21 protein-coding genes are annotated in these 18,445 nt (G+C 71.7%); 11 read left to right on the top strand and 10 right to left on the bottom strand.

From position 1 onward, the window contains the following. Positions 1-407 (top strand): sensor histidine kinase (locus tag MKK82_RS09560; protein ID WP_243985466.1); only part of this gene is annotated, 407 nt, incomplete at its 5' end. Positions 408-602: 195 nt separating this feature from the next. Here MKK82_RS09560 and MKK82_RS09565 read toward each other — a convergent pair. Then, positions 603-1,463: a hypothetical protein gene (locus MKK82_RS09565; protein ID WP_238285805.1), complete on the bottom strand. Its 861-nt coding sequence runs from the start codon at positions 1,461-1,463 to the stop codon at positions 603-605. A gap of 324 nt (positions 1,464-1,787) precedes the next feature. Here MKK82_RS09565 and MKK82_RS09570 point away from each other — a divergent pair, with 324 nt between their 5' ends. The 4 genes from MKK82_RS09570 to MKK82_RS09585 all read left to right on the top strand — a co-directional run bounded on the left by MKK82_RS09570 (position 1,788) and on the right by MKK82_RS09585 (position 5,651). Beyond that, a complete protein-coding gene (locus MKK82_RS09570) occupies positions 1,788-2,387 on the top strand; it encodes a superoxide dismutase (RefSeq protein ID WP_238285806.1) in 600 nt (199 codons plus the stop codon). 426 nt (positions 2,388-2,813) lie between these two features. Continuing rightward, positions 2,814-4,340 carry a murein biosynthesis integral membrane protein MurJ gene (murJ, locus tag MKK82_RS09575; protein ID WP_238285807.1) on the top strand — a complete coding sequence of 509 codons (1,527 nt, stop codon included), beginning with the start codon at positions 2,814-2,816 and terminating at the stop codon, positions 4,338-4,340. A gap of 73 nt (positions 4,341-4,413) precedes the next feature. After that, the gene (locus tag MKK82_RS09580; protein ID WP_238285808.1) at positions 4,414-5,091 is read left to right on the top strand and encodes a haloacid dehalogenase type II; all 678 of its coding nucleotides are present in this window, start codon (positions 4,414-4,416) and stop codon (positions 5,089-5,091) included. Positions 5,092-5,294: 203 nt separating this feature from the next. After that, positions 5,295-5,651: a hypothetical protein gene (locus MKK82_RS09585; RefSeq protein WP_238285809.1), complete on the top strand. Its 357-nt coding sequence runs from the start codon at positions 5,295-5,297 to the stop codon at positions 5,649-5,651. A 55-nt stretch (positions 5,652-5,706) separates the two neighbouring features. Here the strand turns inward: MKK82_RS09585 and MKK82_RS09590 are convergent, their stop codons facing one another. The 3 genes from MKK82_RS09590 to tlpA form a co-directional block, all read right to left on the bottom strand. Next, positions 5,707-7,464 carry a carbamoyltransferase gene (locus MKK82_RS09590; protein ID WP_238285992.1) on the bottom strand — a complete coding sequence of 586 codons (1,758 nt, stop codon included), beginning with the start codon at positions 7,462-7,464 and terminating at the stop codon, positions 5,707-5,709. A gap of 209 nt (positions 7,465-7,673) precedes the next feature. After that, on the bottom strand, positions 7,674-8,873 hold the full coding sequence (nhaA, locus tag MKK82_RS09595) for a Na+/H+ antiporter NhaA (protein ID WP_238285810.1): 1,200 nt from the start codon (positions 8,871-8,873) through the stop codon (positions 7,674-7,676). Positions 8,874-8,928: 55 nt separating this feature from the next. Then, on the bottom strand, positions 8,929-9,570 hold the full coding sequence (gene tlpA, locus MKK82_RS09600; protein ID WP_238285811.1) for a thiol:disulfide interchange protein TlpA: 642 nt from the start codon (positions 9,568-9,570) through the stop codon (positions 8,929-8,931). A gap of 42 nt (positions 9,571-9,612) precedes the next feature. Here tlpA and argH point away from each other — a divergent pair, with 42 nt between their 5' ends. The 3 genes from argH (at position 9,613) to MKK82_RS09615 (ending at position 12,552) form a co-directional block, all read left to right on the top strand. Next, the gene (gene argH / locus MKK82_RS09605; RefSeq protein ID WP_238285812.1) at positions 9,613-10,992 is read left to right on the top strand and encodes an argininosuccinate lyase; all 1,380 of its coding nucleotides are present in this window, start codon (positions 9,613-9,615) and stop codon (positions 10,990-10,992) included. A 443-nt stretch (positions 10,993-11,435) separates the two neighbouring features. Continuing rightward, complete coding sequence (locus MKK82_RS09610; protein WP_238285814.1) at positions 11,436-11,717, top strand: hypothetical protein; 282 nt, start codon at positions 11,436-11,438, stop codon at positions 11,715-11,717. A 121-nt stretch (positions 11,718-11,838) separates the two neighbouring features. After that, positions 11,839-12,552, top strand: coding sequence for an invasion associated locus b family protein (locus MKK82_RS09615; protein WP_238285816.1), 714 nt, complete (start codon positions 11,839-11,841; stop codon positions 12,550-12,552). 165 nt (positions 12,553-12,717) lie between these two features. On the opposite strand, the gene MKK82_RS09620 is transcribed toward MKK82_RS09615, so the two are convergent. Beyond that, on the bottom strand, positions 12,718-12,984 hold the full coding sequence (locus MKK82_RS09620) for a hypothetical protein (protein WP_238285818.1): 267 nt from the start codon (positions 12,982-12,984) through the stop codon (positions 12,718-12,720). A 405-nt stretch (positions 12,985-13,389) separates the two neighbouring features. Next, positions 13,390-14,067 carry an HAD family hydrolase gene (locus MKK82_RS09625; protein WP_238285820.1) on the bottom strand — a complete coding sequence of 226 codons (678 nt, stop codon included), beginning with the start codon at positions 14,065-14,067 and terminating at the stop codon, positions 13,390-13,392. 223 nt (positions 14,068-14,290) lie between these two features. Between MKK82_RS09625 and MKK82_RS09630 the strand changes: the two genes are divergently transcribed. Then, on the top strand, positions 14,291-14,611 hold the full coding sequence (locus MKK82_RS09630) for a PetM family of cytochrome b6f complex subunit 7 (protein ID WP_238285822.1): 321 nt from the start codon (positions 14,291-14,293) through the stop codon (positions 14,609-14,611). 21 nt (positions 14,612-14,632) lie between these two features. Here MKK82_RS09630 and MKK82_RS09635 read toward each other — a convergent pair whose 3' ends face one another. After that, positions 14,633-15,127: a PAS domain-containing protein gene (locus MKK82_RS09635; RefSeq protein WP_373323277.1), complete on the bottom strand. Its 495-nt coding sequence runs from the start codon at positions 15,125-15,127 to the stop codon at positions 14,633-14,635. A gap of 206 nt (positions 15,128-15,333) precedes the next feature. Here MKK82_RS09635 and msrA point away from each other — a divergent pair, with 206 nt between their 5' ends. Next, positions 15,334-15,990: a peptide-methionine (S)-S-oxide reductase MsrA gene (gene msrA, locus MKK82_RS09640; RefSeq protein WP_238285823.1), complete on the top strand. Its 657-nt coding sequence runs from the start codon at positions 15,334-15,336 to the stop codon at positions 15,988-15,990. Positions 15,991-15,993: 3 nt separating this feature from the next. Here the strand turns inward: msrA and MKK82_RS09645 are convergent, their stop codons facing one another. After that, on the bottom strand, positions 15,994-16,158 hold the full coding sequence (locus tag MKK82_RS09645; RefSeq protein ID WP_238285826.1) for a hypothetical protein: 165 nt from the start codon (positions 16,156-16,158) through the stop codon (positions 15,994-15,996). Positions 16,159-16,311: 153 nt separating this feature from the next. Further along, positions 16,312-17,232 (bottom strand): penicillin-insensitive murein endopeptidase, encoded by a 921-nt coding sequence (gene mepA, locus MKK82_RS09650; RefSeq protein ID WP_238285828.1) that lies wholly within the window; start codon positions 17,230-17,232, stop codon positions 16,312-16,314. A gap of 185 nt (positions 17,233-17,417) precedes the next feature. On the opposite strand from mepA, the gene MKK82_RS09655 reads away from it, so the two are divergent. Further along, positions 17,418-17,759 carry a PRC-barrel domain-containing protein gene (locus MKK82_RS09655; protein WP_238285994.1) on the top strand — a complete coding sequence of 114 codons (342 nt, stop codon included), beginning with the start codon at positions 17,418-17,420 and terminating at the stop codon, positions 17,757-17,759. Positions 17,760-17,774: 15 nt separating this feature from the next. Here the strand turns inward: MKK82_RS09655 and MKK82_RS09660 are convergent, their stop codons facing one another. After that, positions 17,775-18,401, bottom strand: coding sequence for a ParB-like protein (locus tag MKK82_RS09660; RefSeq protein WP_238285830.1), 627 nt, complete (start codon positions 18,399-18,401; stop codon positions 17,775-17,777). Positions 18,402-18,445: the final 44 nt, after the last annotated feature.

The following is an 18,445-nucleotide window of genomic DNA, read 5'->3' on the forward strand; positions in this document are numbered from 1 at the left end:
ACGCGGAGGTGGCGCCGGACGGCGCCGCCGAGGGCCGCATCAGCCTCGACGGGCCGGCGATCGACCTGCCTTCCGAGGTCGCGGTGCCGATCGGGATGGCGATTCACGAACTCACCACCAACGCCGCCAAGTACGGGGCGCTGTCGAACCGCACCGGGCGCGTCGCGGTGGAATGGTCCCTGGAACCGGGCGGGCCGGCCGGGATCCTGCGCTTCTCCTGGCGCGAGACCGGCGGTCCCCCGGTGGAGCCGCCGAGCCGCCAGGGCTTCGGCTCGCGCCTGCTGCAGCGGGTTCTGATCACGCAGGTCCAGGCCGAGGTGACGACCGATTACGCCCCCGGCGGCTTCGCCCTGACCATGCGGGCGCCGATCCCGCCGCGCAACGACAGCCTCAACCCGCTGGTGTGAGCCGGGTTCGCGAGCGCGGGCTTCGGTTCGGCCGCCGTCCCTGCCAACGCTGATTTCGAGGTGCCGCGGCAGCGGGCCTCGAAGGAGGGCGCGGCCGGCCGCGCGATCCCCGGCGGGTTCCGTCGAGGCCTGCGCGGCGGCACCTCGGGGTGAGGGCGGGGGCTGGAGGGCCGCCCGCCCGAGACGTCGGTGTCGTCAGGCGGCGCCGCGGGTCCCGGCTTCGCCGCCGCCGTCCACGAACGCCTTGAGTTCGTCGAGCGACGCGAAGGTGAAGCGGCCCTGCGGCGTCTCGGCCTCGATCGAGCCGTCCTCGAACATCACGTAGGTGTTGCCGCCCGAGGCGTAGCGCCCGACCACGGTGCGCGTCACCGGTTTCGGGGTCGGATCGGGCACCGGGTCGAGGCTCGAACGCAGTGGCGGGGCCTTCGATCCCGGCTGACCTTCGGGCGCGGCGAACAGATCGTCGTCCGACGCGATGGCGCTCGGGGGCATCGACGCCTCAGGCCGGGCCTCGCCGACCGGGTCACGCGCGACGGGCGCCGGGACCGGCAATTCCGGCTCCGTCCGAAGGGGCTTGGTCAAGACCGGCATGGATGAAGTCGACGGGGATGAGGCCGGTTGGGGAGACGCCGACGGGGATGACGGGGAGCGCGCGGGGGCCGAAACGGGTTCGCGCGGACCGTCCACCCGCGGCTCCAGGCTCGGATCGAGCCGCGACCGATCGGGATCGAAGGGCGGCTCCACCACCGGCGGGACGAGGAAGGCGGGGGCAGCGGGCAGAACCGGCGGCAACCGGGTCCGGCCCTCGTGGGCGGATCCCGCGTCGGCCTCCGGTGCGCGCACCGCGGGATTCCGCCCGATCGCCCGCTCGACCTTGCGGAAAGCGAGGGTGAGCACGCCGAGCCCGAACAGCACCGCGCCGGACGAGGCCGCCACGGAGCCGGCGATCACCATCGCCAATCCGCTCTCCAGGCGTACATACGGGAAGCCCTGGATCACGGCGGCGCAGCCCCCGATGACCATGGCGGCGGCGAGCGCGAACAGCGCAGCGATCATGATACTCTCTAGCACGGGCCGGCTAACCGCCGGCGCTCAAGGCGGGGCGCACAGTAAGGCCTAGCCGCCATATTGCAAAACAGCGTCGTGATCGCACCCGGGATACCGGATATCAACGATTATCCGCCGGGCGAACCCGGGGCGGGCCGTTCCGCCGGCGTCTCGACGTGCCGCTCGGCGATCCGGCCCGATATCCCGCGACTTCGCGCGTGGTCGGGCCGGAACGGCGTTGCCGTCCCGCGGCCCCCGACTTACCTAGCGGGCACTCGACTCGGGTCCCCAGCCGGGGACGAGGCCGCCCCCTGCTAAGCGGAGACAGACGCCATGACCTTCACCCTGCCGGAACTGCCCTACGCCTACGACGCGCTCGGGCCGTACATGTCGAAGGAGACTCTCGAGTTTCACCACGACAAGCACCACAAGGCCTATGTCGACACGGGCAACAAGCTGCTTGAGGGCACGGATCTCCAGGGCAAGAGCGTCGAGGAGATCGTCAAGGCCGCCTACAACACCAATCAGCCGCTCTTCAACAATGCCGGCCAGCACTACAACCACATCCACTTCTGGCAGTGGATGAAGCCGAACGGCGGCGGCGCGATCCCGGGCGCGCTCGCCAAGAAGATCGATGAGGATCTCGGCGGCGCCGAGAAGTTCAAGGCGGACTTCATCCAGGCGGGCATCGGCCAGTTCGGCTCCGGATGGGCGTGGCTCGCCGTCAAGGACGGCAAGCTCGCGATCATGAAGACCCCCAACGGCGAGAACCCGCTGGTCCACGGCGCCAAGCCGATCCTGGGCGTCGACGTGTGGGAGCACTCCTACTACATCGACTACCGCAACCGCCGCCCCGACTACCTCAAGGCCTTCATCGAGAACCTCGTGAACTGGGAGCACGTGGAGAAGATGTACGCCGAGGCGAACGCCTGAGGCGTCTCCGCTGGTGCCGCGGGCGCTGTGTCCGCGGCACCCTTGAGATGGCCGACGAAACTGGCTCTTGATGCGCCCGACGCCGGACGACCCGGTGCAAAAGGGTCCGGCTATTTTCTTCCAGCGCGACGATACCCTCTTCACGCTCTCCCCCCGCCGCGGGGGCGGGCGGCCCCTGCCTCGGCAGGGGTCGGGCCGGGCTGAAATCCCCGACGGGGGGAGCCCGGCTCCAGGGTGTGGTGCCGCCTCCCTGAGCGCCGGTGCGCCTTCCGGCACCGTCGCTCCCCGCTCCCGACCGGCTTCGCAGGCCCTTCGGCCCGGCAGCGAGACGAAGGGGAGGCGCGGGGCGGGTCGTTCCGATCGCTCGGCCTCGGATCTTTCCGAAGCCCGGCAAGGCGGATCGCCACCGTCCGGGCGGCGTGTCCCATGATCCGCTCCATCCTCTCCGTGGGCGGCTGGACGCTGGTCTCGCGGGTCACCGGCTTCGCCCGCGACGTGGTGATGGCCGCGGTGCTGGGCGCCGGGCCGATGGCCGACGCCTTCGTGGTCGCGTTCCGGCTGCCCAACCATTTCCGCGCGATCTTCGGCGAGGGCGCGTTCAACACCGCCTTCGTGCCGGCCTATGCCGGGCTCGCCGAGGCGGGCGCGCCGGGTGAGGCGCACCGCTTCGCCGACCGCGTCTTCACCCTGATGCTGATCGTGCAGCTGGTGCTGCTCAACCTCGCCCTGCCGGCGATGCCCTGGGTCGTCCACGCCCTGGCGCCGGGCTTTCCCGAGGACGGGGAGCGCTTCCAGCTCGCGGTGGCGCTGACGCGCATCACCTTCCCGTACCTGCTGTTCATGACGCTGGTGACGCTGCTGTCGGGCATCCTCAACGCCCACCGGCATTTCGCCGTGGCGGCGGGAGCGCCGGTGCTGCTCAACCTCGCCATGCTGGCGGCGCTCTCGGTGAGCTTCCTGTTCCCGAACGCGGCCTACGCCGCCGCCTGGGGCGTCGCGGTCTCGGGTCTCCTGCAGTTCGGGCTGCTGTGGTGGGGCTGCCGCCGGGCCCGCGTGATGCCCGATCTCGCCGTGCCGCGCCTGGATCCGGCGCTGAATCGGTTCTTCGCCGTGCTCGGGCCGGCCGTGATCGGCGCGGCCGGGTTCCAGATCGCCGTCTTCGCCGACACGATCATCGCGAGCTGGCTGCCGGTCGGGGCGGTCTCGGCGCTCTACTACGCCGACCGGCTCTACCAGCTTCCCTTCGGCGTCATCGCCATCGCGGCCGGGACCGTGCTTCTGCCCGAGATGAGCCGGCGGATCGCCGCCGGGGACGTCGCCGGGGCGCATGCGGCGCAGAACCGGGCGGCGGGGTTCTCCCTGGCCCTGTCGGCGCCGTTCACCGTGGCCTTCCTGACCATCCCGGGCCTGATCATGGCGGCCCTGTTCCAGCGGGGCGCCTTCAGCCCGGAGGATGCGGCCCGCGCCGCCTCGGTGCTGGCGGCCTACGGGCTGGCGCTGCCGGCCGTGGTGCTGGTGCGCAGCGCGGTGGCGAGCTTCTACGCCCGCCAGGATACCAAGACCCCGCTCTGGGCCTCGTTGACGGCGATCGCGGTGAACGTCGCCCTCAAGCTCTGGCTCACCGGCCCCTACGGCGTCACCGGGCTGGCGCTCGCCACGGCGGTGAGTCAGTGGGTCAACCTGCTGCTGCTCGTCGTCCTGGCCAAGCGCCGGAACTGGACGGCGCCGGGGCGCACCCTCGGGCTCACCGTCGCGGGGGTCGCGCTCGCCTGCCTCGCGCTGGCGGCGGTGGCCCTCTACGGCCAGGGTCTCGTCCAGGCGCTGGTGCCGGCCCTGCCGCACGGACGCGACCTCGTGGTCCTGGCTCTGCTCGGCATGATCGGGGCGGCAGTCTACGGCGGCCTGCTGGCCGGCCTTCTGCACCTCTTCGGCCTGCGCCTGCGCCGGACCTGAGGAGATCCGGCCGGGCTCGCATTCCCGCGGTCCCGGCCCCAAGATCGCGCGACATCACCCGGAGAGGAACGCCATGACCGACGCACCAGGACCGCTCGCGGGCGTGAAGGCCGCGGTGTTCGACGCCTACGGCACGCTGTTCGACGTGAACGCCGCGGTCCAGCGCTACGCCGAGGCGGTCGGGCCGGATGCGGCCCATCTCTCCGAGGTCTGGCGCAACAAGCAGCTCGAATACAGCTGGACCCTGTCGCTGATGGGCCATTACGCGGCCTTCTGGGATCTCACCGTGCGGGCCCTGGATTACGCCCTGGCGGTCCACCCGAACGTCGATCCCGGGCTGCGCGAGCGGCTCCTCGACGCCTACCGCGACCTCGACGCCTATCCCGAGGTGCCGGGCGTGCTGGCGGCCCTGCGCAAGCGCGGGATCCGCACGGCTGTGCTCACCAACGGCAACGCCGCCATGGTCGACCGGGCTGTGGCCTCGGCGAACCTCGCCGACCACCTCGACGCGGTCCTGTCGGTGGACGACGCGCAGGTGTTCAAGACGCATCCCGACGCCTACCGGATCGCCCTGACCCGACTGGCGGTCGGGCAGGGCGACGTGCTGTTCTGCTCGTCGAACCGATGGGACGTGGCGGGGGCGGGGGCCTTCGGCTTCAGGACCGCCTGGGTGAACCGCAAGGGGCTGCCCGACGAGTACGCGGCCCTGGCGCCCACCGTCGTGGTCGGATCCCTCGACGGGCTGCTCTGACGGGCGGCCCGCTCAGCCTGCCCGCAACACCGCCCTCCGATGCTGCGCTGCCCCGGGGGGCCGTCGCTGCCCGCACGGACCGGAGCGCGTCGCGGCAACCGGCGGGAATCGCGGAACCGGCATAACGGGCGCACGATTCAATCGTCCCACTTCGGGGATTCTTAATCCTCCCGGTGTTGGATCATCCTCAACACGAACGGGAGATGTTTCGCGTGTCCTTGAACGGTTCCTTCACGACGATCCGCGCTGGGGCCGCAGCCCTCGCGGCAACCCTGGCGCTCGGGGCCGTCGCCCCGGCCGCCGCCCGCGACCAGACGGGTGCGATCGTCGGCGGCCTCGCGGCCGGCGTCGTCGGCGGCATGGTCGGCGGCGCCCTCGTCAACGGCGCGAACCAGCCGCCGCCCCCGCCCCCCGAGTACCGCCCGCGCCGCGTCGTGGTCGAGGAGCCCGAGACCATCGTGGTGCGCGAGCGTCGCGGCCCGATCTGCCACTACGAGCGCCGCAAGGAGTGGCTGGGCGACGGCGAGTTCACCTACCGCCGCGTCGAGGTCTGCGAGTAAGTCACCCGCGCGGTGACACGATCGGCGCCGCGTCCCCCCGGGGGCGCGGCGCTTCTCATTTCACCACCAGCCAATCCTCGACCACGAGGGCGTCGAGGCCGGTGGTGTAGAACATCAGGATCGCGTCCTCCGCGCCGTGGAGGATCGGCTTGCCCATCACGTTGAAGCTGGTGTTGAGCAGGATCGGCACCCCGGTGATCTCCGCGAAGGCGCCGATCAACGCCGCGTAGGCCGGGTTTCGGTCGGCCGTGACGCTGTGGAGCCGGCCTGTGCCGTCCGCGTGGACGACCGCCGGCACACGGGCGCGGACCGCGTCCCGCCAGACCAGGGTGCGCTCCATGTAGGGGCTGTCGGCGTAATCCGCGAACCAGTCCGGCCCGGCCTCCGCCAGGATCGACGGCGCGAAGGGGCGGAACGCCTCCCGGTATTTCACTTTGGCATTGAGGGCGTCCTTGGCGCCCTCCGGCCGCGGATCCGCCAGGATCGACCGGTTGCCGAGCGCCCGCGGCCCCAGCTCCGCCCGGCCCTGCACCCAGCCGACCAGGCCGCCCTCGGCCAGGATCCGTGCCGCCGCGCGGGTTGCCTCCGCGTGACCGACGTGCCTGGCGCGGGGTTCCTGCTCGGCGAGCCGCTCCATCGGGGCGGTCGACACGGGGGAGCCCAGATAGGGGGTGAGCGGTCGCTGCGCCGGCGGCGGCCCGGCCCAGCCCGGATGATCCTCCGCGTAGGCGAGCCACGCGGCTCCGACCGCGTTGCCGTCGTCGGCCGGCGCCGAGGGCACGTGCAGCCGCGTGAAGCCGGATCGGCCGAGCACCCGTCCATTGTAGGACGAGTTGAGGCCGCATCCGCCCGCGATCACGAGATTCTCGGACGGTGCCAGGGCGTAGGCCTCGGCCACCAGCGCGTCCATGAGGGTGCCGAAAAGATCCTGGCCGCAGCGGGCGAGGTCGGCCCAGCCGTTCTCCAGGGCGTCGGCGGGACGGCGGGCGCGGATCTCCGCGGCCACGGAGCGGATCGTGTCCGTATCGCCGTAGCGCAGGCGGAGGCCTTCGACCGTGCAGAGCCGGGCCAGCAGCGCGACGAGGTCCGGATCGGGGCAGCCGTAGGAGGCGAGGCCCATGATCTTCCACTCCTCGCCCTTCACTTGGTCGAAGCCCGCGAGATCGGTGATCAGCCCGTACAGGAACCCGAGCGAGCCGCGCCCGCGGTGGCGACGCAGCTCGGTGATCCGGCCGCTCTCCAGGCGGTGGATCGCCACCGCACCGGTCTCGCCCATCCCGTCGACCACCAGGGCGGTGGCTGCGTCGAAGGGGCTGCCCCAGAGGCCGTAGGCGGCGTGGCAGAGGTGGTGCGGGTAACGCCGCTGCCCTGCGATCGACGCCCGGGGCGCCGCGCCGGTGATCCGCGCTTCCTGGTTCAGGGCCAGCAGGGTGCCGTGCCCGGCCCGCTCCTGCGCGCCGTGGAGATCGGCGATGAACACCCGTTCGGCCTGCTCGGGCACGAAGGAGCGGTTGAGGGCCGTGGTGTGGGCCGCGAGCGCCATCAGGTCGAAGGCGCCGGCGCCGGCCTGCCCGCGCAGGAAGTCGGTGAATTGCGCCCCCCAGGTCGAGGCGACGACGAGTTCGGAGCCCGGCGGGACGTACTCCTTGAGCAATGGCGCCATCACGGCCGGGAGGTCGGGCTCGCAGTTCGGGGCGCGCTTGTACTGGAGTGCGCGCTCCGCGGCCTCGGCGAAGAGCAGGGTGCCATCGGGCCCGACCAGGGCGACGGCGGGGTCGTGGAAGGTGGTGGCGAGGCCCAGATAGAAGCGCATGTCGACGCTGGGGTAGCGCATTTTCGCCCCGGGCGGATCCCGGTTCGTGCGAGAGGCGTCCTCCGGCAGCGGCTGCGCCTGGACTTCGGGAGGGGGCGAGACCCAGGCGCGGATCGCGCAGGCTGCCGCCGGCCTGTCGACCGGTCGGCCCGTCTCCGCGAGCGCGGCGCAGCAAACCGGGGCGGCGCGGTGTCGGCGCAGGGGCGCCGCTACGCCCTCGCGGTCCGCGGCTTGGCCAGCATGAGAATCGCCGCGCCGGCCAGCCCCGACAGGGCCGAGCCCGCCAGAACGCCGAGCTTCACGGCGGTCTCCTGCTCCGGATCCCGGAAAGCGAGTCCGCCGATGAACAGGCTCATGGTGAAGCCGATGCCGCACAGCACCGCGACCCCGTAGACCTGCCCCCAGCCGGCCCCGGCCGGGCGCTTGGCCAGCCCCAGCGCCACCGCCAGCCGCAGGCTCGCGAACACGCCGGCCTGCTTGCCCAGGAACAGCCCGGCCGCGATGCCGAGCGTCACCGGCTGGAGCAGGGCCTCGGGGGTGAGGCCGGAGAGGTCCACGCCGGCATTGGCGAAGCCGAAGACCGGCACCACCCCGTAGGTGATCCAGGGGGCGAGGGCATGCTCCAGCCGGTGCAGGGGCGAGTGCGCGTCCTCCGGCCGGCCCGGGCTGACCCGGATCGGGATCGTGAGCGCGAGGAGCACGCCCGCGAGCGTCGCGTGGATCCCGGAGCGCAGCACGAGGACCCAGAGCACGAGGCCGAGGAGGCCGTAGACCGGAAGCGATTCGATCCCCGCCCGGTTGAGGCCGTAGAGGCCGGCGAGCACCAGCGCGGCGAGCCCCAGCATCGTGAGATCGAGGCCGGCGCTGTAGAACAGCGCGATCACCACGACGGCGCCGAGGTCGTCGACGATGGCGACCGCGCTGAGGAAGATCTTGAGGGAGACCGGCACGCGGGATCCGAGGAGCGCCAGGACTCCGAGCGCGAAGGCGATGTCGGTGGCCGCCGGGATCGCCCAACCGCGCAGGGTGCCGGAACCGAGATTGGCCAGGGCGTAGAAGGCGGCCGGCACCGCCATGCCGCCGAGCGCCGCGAAGCCGGGCAGGACCCGGTCTGGCCAGGTGCGCAGCTGCCCGTCGAGCGCCTCGCGCTTGATCTCCAGCCCGACCAGCAGGAAGAACCCGGCCATCAGGCCGTCGTTGATCCAGTGCTGCACGCTCATCGGCCCGAGGGCGGCGTGGAGCGCGTGCGCGTAGGGCTCGGCGAACGGCCCGTTGGCGACGAGGAGGGCCAGGGCGGCCGCCGCCATCAGGATCAGCCCGCCCGCCGCCTCGCCGGCGAGCAGCGTGCGGATGATCGAGAGCGGGCGCCGGCCCCGCTTCGGCGACTGGTCGGGGGAGGGGGACATCATCGCGGCAGGCCTTGCCGCGCATCCGAGGCGGGTGCAAGCGCCCCGCCGTACCCGACTAGGACGTCCGCCCCAGGGCCGCGCGGATCAGGGCCAGCCCGTCCGGGCTCGCCCACGCGGCCGGCCCCTTCATCACCCCGAGGGTGCAGCCCTGCGCGTCGACCAGCAGCGTGGTCGGCAGGCCCGGCGATTGCGTGTCGCGCTGGATGACCGGCAGCACGCGCCCGCCGGGATCGGCGTAGAAGGCGAGGTCGTGGATGCCCGCCTGCTTCAGCCATTCCGGCGGCTTCTCGAGGTTGCGCGTGTCAACGTTGATGGCGACGACCTGGAAGTCGGGCCCGCCGAGCTGCGCCTGGAGCCGGTCGAGGGCGGGCATCTCGGCCTTGCAGGGGGCGCACCACGTCGCCCAGAGGTTCACGAGGAGCAGCCGGCCCTTGAGGTCGGCGAGGCCGATCTCGGTGCCGTCCGGCCCCTTGAACCGGATGTCGGGGGCGGGCCGGGCCTGCGGCAGCGCCTGCATGGCGGCGACCTCGCCCCTCGCGGCGGCGTCGACCCGGGCGAGCGTCGGCTTGGCGGCGGCGCACGGCCCCGAGCCCGCGCCCGTGTTGCCGGGCAGGAGACCGCTCCCGTATAGGGCGAGGCCGAGGACGGCGAGCGCGGCGACGCCCGCGCCGGCCAGGATGGGCGTGCGGCCGGGCATCAGGCTCGGCCCTCGGGACGGTCAGGGCGCGGAAGGATCGACATGAGCAACCGGATGTGGGGCGGCCGCTTCGCGAGCGGCCCGGCGGAGATCATGGAGGAGATCAACGCCTCCATCGGATTCGACAAGCGCCTCGCGCCCCAGGATATCCGCGGCTCGCTGGCGCATGTGGCGATGCTGGGCGCTGCCGGCATCCTGCCGGCGGAGGATGTGGCCGCAATCGAGGTTGGGCTCAAGTCCGTCCGCGACGAGATCGAGGCCGGCACCTTCGTGTTCAAGCGCGAGCTCGAGGACATCCACATGTCCGTGGAGAGCCGGCTGACCGAAATCGTCGGCCCGGCCGCCGGGCGCCTGCACACGGCGCGCTCGCGCAACGATCAGGTCGCCACCGACATGAAGCTCTGGGTGCGCGACACCCTCGATTCCCTCGACCAGCAGGCCGCCGACCTGCAGCGGGCCCTCAGCCAGGCGGCGCTGAAGCACGCCGGGACCGTGATGCCGGGCTTCACCCATCTCCAGTCGGCCCAGCCGGTGACCTTCGGGCACCACTGCCTCGCCTACGTGGAGATGCTGGCCCGGGACCGGGGCCGGTTCCGCGACGCGCGGGCGCGGCTCAACGAATGTCCCCTCGGCGCCGCGGCGCTCGCCGGCACCTCCTTCCCGATCGACCGCCACGCCACCGCGGCGGCGCTCGGCTTCGACCGGCCGACCGCGAACTCCCTCGATTCGGTGGCCGACCGCGACTTCGCGCTGGAATCCCTGGCGGCGGCCTCGATCTGCGCCGTCCACCTGTCGCGCTTCGCCGAGGAGCTGGTGGTCTGGACCTCGGCCCAGTTCAACTTCGTCCGGCTGTCGGATGGCTACACCACCGGCTCGTCGATCATGCCGCAGAAGCGCAACCCCGATGCCGCCGAGCTGGTGCGGGCCAAGAGCGGCCGGATCATCGGCGCGCTGACCGGCCTGCTCATCGTGATGAAGGGCCTGCCGCTCGCCTATTCGAAGGACATGCAGGAGGACAAGGAGGGGACCTTCGACGCTCTCCAGGCGCTGTCCCTGTGCCTCGCCGCCCTGACCGGCATGGTGCGGGACCTGGAGCCCAACGCCGAGGTGCTCGCCCGGGCCGCCGGCTCCGGCTACGCCACCGCCACCGACCTCGCCGACTGGCTGGTGCGCGAACTCGGCCTGCCGTTCCGGCAGGCCCACCACGTCACCGGTCGTCTCGTGGGCGTCGCCGCCGCCAAGGGCGTCGGCCTCGAGGAGTTGTTGCTGCTGGAGATGCAGGAGGCCGAGCCGCGGATCACCGACGCGGTCTACGCGGTGCTGGGCGTCACGAATTCGGTGGCGAGCCGCACCAGCTACGGCGGCACTGCGCCCGACAACGTCCGCAAGCAGGCGCAGGCCTGGATCGCGCGGCTGGCCTAACGGAAGGCCTGAGCGGCAGGGCCTCGGCGGTTGATCGACGGGGCGACGCCGCCCCGCGCGTGCGGCGGGATCGCTGCCGGGAGGTCGGCGCCGCTGCACGACCGGGGGCAGCACGCCGACACGATCGGGGTGGCGGAGGGTCACCGGCTTCCCCGGGCGATCGGATCCGCCTGCCCCTCGCGCCCGCGTCGCGCAGCCGGATCTCGGGCGAGCGCCGCGGGGCGCTGACGTGCACGGACCCCGTGCCGTCTCCGATGCCCGCTGCGGCCGGGTCGCGGCACGAGGGATGCCACCAACAGGCCCCGGATCGAGCGCACCGGCATCCCCCTTGTCCACAGGCCGCATCGAAATTGTGCGTTGCAACCTTATTCCGACCCGCGCGTTCAGCGTCTGGCTAAGTCCCCTCAGCTACAAGCTTCGCCGTTAGGATCGGAGTTCGCAGTATGCCTGTCGAGAATTGGCTGAACCCGGAGGACGTGCCGGACTTCGCGGCTCACGCCACGGCCATGATCGATGCCGCTTTGACGGGTTCGGGCCTGACGCGGGAGTCCTACTGGGCTGCGGTGCGCAAGGGCTACAACACCCCCTACAACGACCCGCCCCGCAGGGGCGCCGCGCCGGCTCAGCCGACCGTGATAGCGACGATCGCGGGTCCGGCCGAGGAGCCCATGGCCGTGCCCGCCGCGGTCATCGCGGCCTTGGCTACCGAAGCCCGGGCCCTCTGAAAGGTCCTCCAGTATCGGCGCGTAACGCGCATCGCCATCTTGCCGACGTTTTACGCAAGCTTCACTACTTCCGAATCCCGGTGCGGCGCCTGAGGGAGCCGCCCGTCGTCAGGAAGTGAAGATGGTTCGCGTTACCCGCTTGCTCCCGGTCGGAGTTTTTGCCCTGTTCGCCTCCGGGCTCGCACCGGCGCTCGTCGGGGGGCTCGGCGGTGTGGCCCTGTCCGCCACCGCGCTGTCGGCCCAGGAGGCCGCGCCCGCGGCCGACGACGGGGCGCCCGCCCGGCGCGGCCGCCGGCGCGGTCGCGAGCGCGCGCGGCCGGCCGAGAAGAAGATGGGCACGCCGCCCGGTATGCAGCAGGCCACGCCGGTGGCGATCTTCGGCGACTGGAACGTCTTCGTGAACGGCGACGGCCGCAACAAGCTCTGCTACGCCATTGCCCAGCCGCAGACGCGCTCGCCCAAGACCCTGAAGCGCGACACCGCCTACCTGTTCGTGAGCGTCCGCAAGGGCGAGAACGTGCAGAACGAGGTGGCGGTGATGCTGGGCTTCCCCTCGAAACCCGCGGCCTCCCAGGTGAAGCCCGGCTCGGCCGCCGCGCCGGGCGACCCGAGCCTCAATCTCGGTGCCAGCCGCTACGGTCTGGTGGTGAAGGACGGGAATGCGTGGCTGCAGAACCCGGCCGAGGAGGCGCGCGTCGTCTCGGAGATGAGCGCGCGAAACCCCAAGCTGATCATCAAAACCACCTCGCTGCGCGGGAATCCGACGAGCGACGAGTACGCCCTCGGCGGGTTCGCGGAGGCCATGAAGCGCACCCGCGACGAGTGCGGCCGGTAGCGCGCCGGGTCGAAGCCGTCGTAGATCCGTCGGGTTCGTGACCGGTGGTTCAAGCCCGCTCGACGCGGCTCCTCCGAGCTCAGACCCGATCGCCGCATGCGGCACCGCGGCCTGCGCCGGGGGCTCCATGCGGGACGAGGGTTGTGGGTCGGACCGCCCCGTGTCCTAGGCGCGACGGAGACGCCGCTGCCCCGGCCGAACGGCCGAGCGGGCCCGGACGCTCACGCGTTCACGAGCCGCGCGGGCCGCCTGCTCGGCCGTGCGGAACACGGCCCCGTCGAGGCCGTCGAAATCACGCGCCGATGAGAAGAACCGCACGCCGCGACCTTCCGGCACGGCAATCCCGGCGGTGATCTCGCCCACCTCGATGACCCGCGCCGGTGCGGCGTCGAGGCGGTCTCCGGGCGCGAGTTCTGCGTGAAGATCGGACATGAACTTAGGACTCCCTGGGCAGGCGTGAGGCCCTGCCAAATCGCGATGAAGGCTGCGTGATGGTCGGCGGGCTAGCGTCGACAGCGCCGATGGTGGGCGCGGGAGCAGGTCGCGGTCGGGGAGACGTGTACGAAGGAAGTGGGTCGGCTCACCATGAGAAGTCCTCCAGACTGAAGGACCGCGCGGCACGGATGCCGTCGCAGTGCTTTAGCGTTTGATGACGCGGCGCAAGCTACGCTCCTCAAATCACCGCGGCCGGGAAGGACGCACCTCCGTGTTCGGTCCGCACCGGCATCCCTGAAGATGGAGGCGCCGCGGTGCTCCGTCAACGGAACGGAGTTCCGATTTTCGGGCTCTCCTTGGCAGGAAGGCGGGCTCGAACGGTGGGCGGGGAGGCGGGACCGCTCAGGCCTCGGCGAGCACGGCCGGGAGGTCGGAGAAGTCCGAGAAGATCCGGGCCGCGCCGGCCCGCAGCAGGTCGACCCCCGCGGGATCGTGATCCCAGTGCCCGCCGCCGGTGAAGCCCGCGACCTGCATGCCCGCGCTCCGCGCCGCGGTCACGCCCGGCACGCTGTCCTCGATCACCAGGCAGGCGGCGGGTTCGACGGCCATGCGGTCGGCGGCGAACAGGAACAGGTCGGGGAAGGGCTTGCCCCGCGCCACCTGTGCCGAGGAGAAGACGCGGTCGCCGAACAGCGGCAGCAGCCCGGTGAGGCTCAGGGAATGGCGCAGCCGCACCGGATCGCTGCTCGACGCCACACAGACCGGCGGATCCAGGGACGCCACCGCCTCGGCGACGCCGCGCATCGCCCGCAACTCCGCATCGAACAGCGCCAGCGTCTCCGCCTTGACGGTCTCGACGAAGTCCGGGGGCGCCGCGACCCCGTAATCGTGGGCGATGTGCCCCATGATCGACACCATGGAGGTGCCGGTGAAGCGCGCCCGCACGGTGGCGAGGTCGATCGCCACGCCGATGCGGTTGAGGTTGGCGGTGAGGCAGGCGAGGCTCAGGGGCTCGCTGTCGACCAAGACGCCGTCGCAATCGAAGATCACGAGGCCGAGTTTCGTCACGCGCGCGTCCAAGGCCGACCGTCCCACACGGCCTGCCGCCGCCGCGCGATCCTGTGGCACGGGCCCACCGCAGCGGCAACCGCACCGCGCCGGCGGGGCAGTCGGGCGCATCGGACGGGCGCGTCGGGCCGGCGGGCGCAGGTCGCGCTTGCACCGGGCGGTCCGCGCCCATACTCCCTGGCGGGCGTCCTCCGGCGGGCGCAGGCACGGCTCACACGGCAAGGCTGACCCCGCGATGCTCCGCTTCCTGGCCCGGGTCCTGGGTTTCCTGCTGATGGCCGGCGGCTTCGTGGCGCTGGTCTATGATGGCGCTCGCTCGATCGCCAACAACGGCCTGCGGGTGACGCCCCTCTCGGACGTGATCGCCACCCTGTTCAAGGACAGGGCGGGCGCGCTGCAGGGCAGCGTGGAGGGGGCGGCGCCCTGGCTCTGGCACATCCTCGGCCTGCCGCTCACCCTGGCGCCGGCCTCGCTGATCGGACTCGGGCTCGGCGCGGTGCTGCTCTGGCTCGGCCAGCCCGGTCGGGAGCCGATCGGCTTCCTGACGAAGCCCTGAGCGCTCGAAGCCTGAACGACCCTATCGGTCGCCGCGCGCGCCCCGCGCCTCGGCGAGCTCGCGCTTCAGCCGCGCGACCTCGGCGGTCAGCGCGTAGTGCTCGCTGACGTCGATCTGCGAGGCGAAGTAGTAGTTGACCCTGCCGTCCGCGTCCCGCACGGGCCCCACATACAGGGCGTTCTGAAAGGTCGAGCCGTCCCTGCGGTAGTTGAGGAGATCGATCCGGATGTCGGTCTCCCGGCGGATCGCCTCCCGCAGGCGCTCGACGGCCACGGGATCCGTCTCGGGCCCCTGGAGGAAGCGGCAGTTGCGGCCGGTGACCTCCATCCGGGTGTAGCCGGTGAGCTTCAGGAAGGAGTCGTTGGCGAAGACGATCGGGTTGTCGAACTGGCGCGGGTCGGTGACGATCATCGGCATCCGCGTCGCCCGGACGGCGGCAGCGAACGGATCGCCCGGGTGCGAATCCGCCTTCAGATTGTCCAGCACGCGGCTCGTGACGGCCCAGCCCGTCGCCATACGGTGTCTGCCCCTCATCCGGCGACACGGGGCCGCCATTTCCACCGGGGTACAAGCCGGAAATTGTGCGCGAGGTCCAGCCCCTCACTCCAGGTTTCATAACCGCGACGGCACCCCCGGCCTGTCAGAGGAAGCGCCGGCCGCTTCCGCGGTCCTGGTGCAAGCCCCATATCCGGTGCGAGCCCAGAAACCCGGAAGGCAAGCCGATGCTCCTGTTCCGCAAGCGTCCCGTGATGCCGAGCCCCGCGGAGGCCTTGCCGGGCCGGCCGACGCCACTCCCCACGTCCGAGGCCCACTTCGTCAACGGCAACCCGCTCAAGGGTCCCTATCCGCCGGGCACGGAGACGGTCGTGCTCGGGCTGGGCTGCTTCTGGGGGGCGGAGCGGCGCTTCTGGCAATTGCCCGCGGGCGTGTTCGTGACCGCGGTGGGCTACGCCGGCGGCTTCACCCCCAACCCCACCTACGAGGAGGTCTGCACCGGCCAGACGGGCCACAACGAGGTGGTTCTGGTCGCCTTCGATCCGGCGGTTCTGCCGCTGGAGGCGCTGCTGCGGACCTTCTTCGAGAGCCACGACCCGACCCAGGGCATGCGCCAGGGCAACGACGTCGGCACGCAGTACCGGTCCGGGATCTACACGAACAATCCCGAGCAGGAGGCGACCGCCCGGGCGGTGCGGGGGGCCTACGCCGAAGCGCTGCACGCCCGCGGCTTCCCGAACGTGACCACCGAGATCAAGCCCCTGGAGCACTTCTACTTCGCGGAGGGCTACCACCAGCAGTACCTCGCCAAGAACCCGGCGGGTTATTGCGGCCTGGGCGGCACCGGCGTCAGCTGCCCGGTCGGGACCGGCGTCGTCGCTTGATCTTCACGGGTTGCCGCCGGTCCGCGGCTGCGCGGCCGGTGCTGCCGGAGTCGGGACGTTGCCCGTCAGCGGCGGCGTGCTGTTCGGGCTGCGCAGCACGATCAGGACGCTGCCCAGGACCGAGAGGGCGACGGCGGTGGCGAGGAGGAGGAAGAGCCAGCGGGGCATCCCGGGGCGTTAGCACATCGGGACGACGGGACGAACAGCGTCCCGCCCTCTTCGCAGACCCTGCGACCCAGGCGCGCATTATTCGGGCGCGGGCGGTCCCGATCAGCGCGGGCGCGCCTCGCTCTGCCCGCGACGGCGGACCTCCGGGCCGGGCTACGGCGCCTTCAGAACGGCCCGGCAGGCGGCCGGGAGCGCGGCCATGGTCATGGCGGGCTTCGGCTTCGGCGCCACCTTCGGGGGCTTCGGGTGGAGCACGGCGTCCGAGAACCAGTAGCCGAGGTCGTCGCAGCCGTCGCCCGAGGGCGGCGCGCCCTGCGGCTGGCAATTCTCCTGGCCCTCCGGGCAGGAGAGCCGGATATGGTAGTGGTAATTGTGCCCGTACATCGGGCGCACCTTGGACATCCAGCGGCTGCCCGAGGCGTCGCGGCAGAGCGCCTTCTTGATCGCCGCGTTGACGAAGATGCGCTCGACCTCCGGCTGTTCCGCAGTGAGCTTGATCAACTGCAGATGAGTCGGCGTCCAGACCTGGGGGTCGATGTCGAGGCGGTCGGGGCGGACCATGTCGGTGGCCGAAGTCTCCTCGCGCTCCGCCCGGCTCATGCGGTGGCCGGGCATCGGCGTCAGCCAGACGTCGGCGTCGATGCCGATCTGGTGCGAGGCGTGGCCGGTGATCATCGGGCCGCCCCGGGGCTGGGCCATGTCGCCGACGAGCAGGCCGGGCCAGCCGACGCGGGCGGCCTTCTGCGAGAGGCGCTCGACGAAGTCGACGAGATAGGGGGTGCCCCACATCCGGTTGCGGGAGGGGCGCATGACCTGCCAGTTCGGCCCGTCCAGAGGCAGGGCCTCGCCCCCGGAGAAGCAGCCTTTGGCGTAGAAGCCGTAGATGTGCGCCGGCCCGGCGGAGCCCCGGGTGACGCGCCCGAACAAGGCCTTGGCGGGCGTCGAGGGCGCGTCCGGATGCTCCAGCGGCGGCAGCGGCTTCGGGTTGACGCTGCCGCGGTCCTGGGCCTGCGCGGCGACGGGCAGGAGCAGGACGGCGAGCGCGAAGCTCGGGGCGATACGCGGCATCGGCATGCGGGGGCTGTTCGTCCTGCTGGAGGGTCGAGCGCGGGCGCGCACCGGAACGTCGCCTGCCGCCGGGGCGTTTTTCGGGCAGCCAGGCCGTGTGCGCAGGTTCGGCAGCGACGGGACAGGGAGGCGACGATGACGGCGATCGGTCAACCCCCCGGGGGAGGGGCGCGACCCGGAAACCCCGCACCCTGATCGCCAGCGACCGGGTCATCGGGACGGACGTCCGCCGGCCGGACGGGACCCGGATCGGCCGCATCGAGCGGCTGATGCTCGACAAGGCCACCGGCCGGGTCGCCTACGCGGTGATGAGCTTCGGCGGCTTCCTGGGCCTCGGCGAGGAGTTCCACACGCTGCCCTGGTCGATGCTGCGCTTCGAGCCGCATCGGGACGCCTACGTGGTCGACATCACCGAGGAAAAGCTGCGCGCCGCCCCCGCCTGCACGACGGAGGGCACCGATCCGGCCGAGGACGGCGCCTGGGAGGAGCAGATCCACCGCTACTACGACGCCGCACCCTACTGGGGGATCTGAGATCCGCCCCGGCTCTCAGTGCTGGCGGCGGGTCACCGGTCCGCACCAGCCCGGCAGGTAGTCGGCGTCCTTGGACTTGGCGAGGGACATCGCCGTCTCCAGCGCGGCATCGAAGTCGTGCTCGATGCGCTTCCCCTTGATGTTCCGCCGCAGGAAATCGGCCCACAGGAACTCGCTGAACGGTGTGGTGTCCTTGGCGAAGCCGCCGGCCCGGCGCAGCTCGCCGGCGAGGCTGCGATAGGGATCGTCGAGGAGGGCATCCACCGATTTCGGGATGTCCTTGAACTGTCGGCGCACGCCCTCGGCATCGTAGGGATGCGTCCACGATTTGTGGTCGCACACCGTCCAGAAGGCATCCTTGTCGAGGTAGTGCAGGTCGGCCACCACGGTGACGAGCACGCTCTCGACGCCCTCCTCGTACAGGGCGCGGGAGAGGTGGTGATGATCGATGATGTAGTGGTGCTTCTTGGGGCCGAGCAGGGTCGGCATCATGTGGGCGCCGAGGAATTCCTTCTTCTTCTCGCCGTCATATTCCTGCCAACGCCGCCGCTTCTCCGCCACCTCCCGGTAGCCGACCGTCATCTGCGTCGGGCGCAGCTCCGCGATCGGGAGTGTCTTGAGCAACGGCTCTCGGTTGGCCATGGGCTGTCCTTCCTGCGTGGATTTGTCACGCAGATGTCACAGGC

The sequence above is a fragment of the Methylobacterium sp. E-046 genome (genome assembly GCF_022829625.1).
Classification (GTDB): domain Bacteria; phylum Pseudomonadota; class Alphaproteobacteria; order Rhizobiales; family Beijerinckiaceae; genus Methylobacterium; species Methylobacterium longum.

What these genes read in the sequence shown, in the direction of transcription:
- MKK82_RS09565 (WP_238285805.1), bottom strand. Translation starts at nt 1,463, where the DNA reads ATGATCGCTGCGCTGTTCGCGCTCGCCGCCGCCATGGTCATCGGGGGC.
- MKK82_RS09570 (WP_238285806.1), top strand. Translation starts at nt 1,788, where the DNA reads ATGACCTTCACCCTGCCGGAACTGCCCTACGCCTACGACGCGCTCGGG.
- murJ (WP_238285807.1), top strand. Translation starts at nt 2,814, where the DNA reads ATGATCCGCTCCATCCTCTCCGTGGGCGGCTGGACGCTGGTCTCGCGG.
- MKK82_RS09580 (WP_238285808.1), top strand. Translation starts at nt 4,414, where the DNA reads ATGACCGACGCACCAGGACCGCTCGCGGGCGTGAAGGCCGCGGTGTTC.
- MKK82_RS09585 (WP_238285809.1), top strand. Translation starts at nt 5,295, where the DNA reads ATGTTTCGCGTGTCCTTGAACGGTTCCTTCACGACGATCCGCGCTGGG.
- MKK82_RS09590 (WP_238285992.1), bottom strand. Translation starts at nt 7,464, where the DNA reads ATGCGCTTCTATCTGGGCCTCGCCACCACCTTCCACGACCCCGCCGTC.
- nhaA (WP_238285810.1), bottom strand. Translation starts at nt 8,873, where the DNA reads ATGATGTCCCCCTCCCCCGACCAGTCGCCGAAGCGGGGCCGGCGCCCG.
- tlpA (WP_238285811.1), bottom strand. Translation starts at nt 9,570, where the DNA reads ATGCCCGGCCGCACGCCCATCCTGGCCGGCGCGGGCGTCGCCGCGCTC.
- argH (WP_238285812.1), top strand. Translation starts at nt 9,613, where the DNA reads ATGAGCAACCGGATGTGGGGCGGCCGCTTCGCGAGCGGCCCGGCGGAG.
- MKK82_RS09610 (WP_238285814.1), top strand. Translation starts at nt 11,436, where the DNA reads ATGCCTGTCGAGAATTGGCTGAACCCGGAGGACGTGCCGGACTTCGCG.
- MKK82_RS09615 (WP_238285816.1), top strand. Translation starts at nt 11,839, where the DNA reads ATGGTTCGCGTTACCCGCTTGCTCCCGGTCGGAGTTTTTGCCCTGTTC.
- MKK82_RS09620 (WP_238285818.1), bottom strand. Translation starts at nt 12,984, where the DNA reads ATGTCCGATCTTCACGCAGAACTCGCGCCCGGAGACCGCCTCGACGCC.
- MKK82_RS09630 (WP_238285822.1), top strand. Translation starts at nt 14,291, where the DNA reads ATGCTCCGCTTCCTGGCCCGGGTCCTGGGTTTCCTGCTGATGGCCGGC.
- MKK82_RS09635 (WP_373323277.1), bottom strand. Translation starts at nt 15,127, where the DNA reads ATGGCGACGGGCTGGGCCGTCACGAGCCGCGTGCTGGACAATCTGAAG.
- msrA (WP_238285823.1), top strand. Translation starts at nt 15,334, where the DNA reads ATGCTCCTGTTCCGCAAGCGTCCCGTGATGCCGAGCCCCGCGGAGGCC.
- MKK82_RS09645 (WP_238285826.1), bottom strand. Translation starts at nt 16,158, where the DNA reads ATGCCCCGCTGGCTCTTCCTCCTCCTCGCCACCGCCGTCGCCCTCTCG.
- mepA (WP_238285828.1), bottom strand. Translation starts at nt 17,232, where the DNA reads ATGCCGATGCCGCGTATCGCCCCGAGCTTCGCGCTCGCCGTCCTGCTC.
- MKK82_RS09660 (WP_238285830.1), bottom strand. Translation starts at nt 18,401, where the DNA reads ATGGCCAACCGAGAGCCGTTGCTCAAGACACTCCCGATCGCGGAGCTG.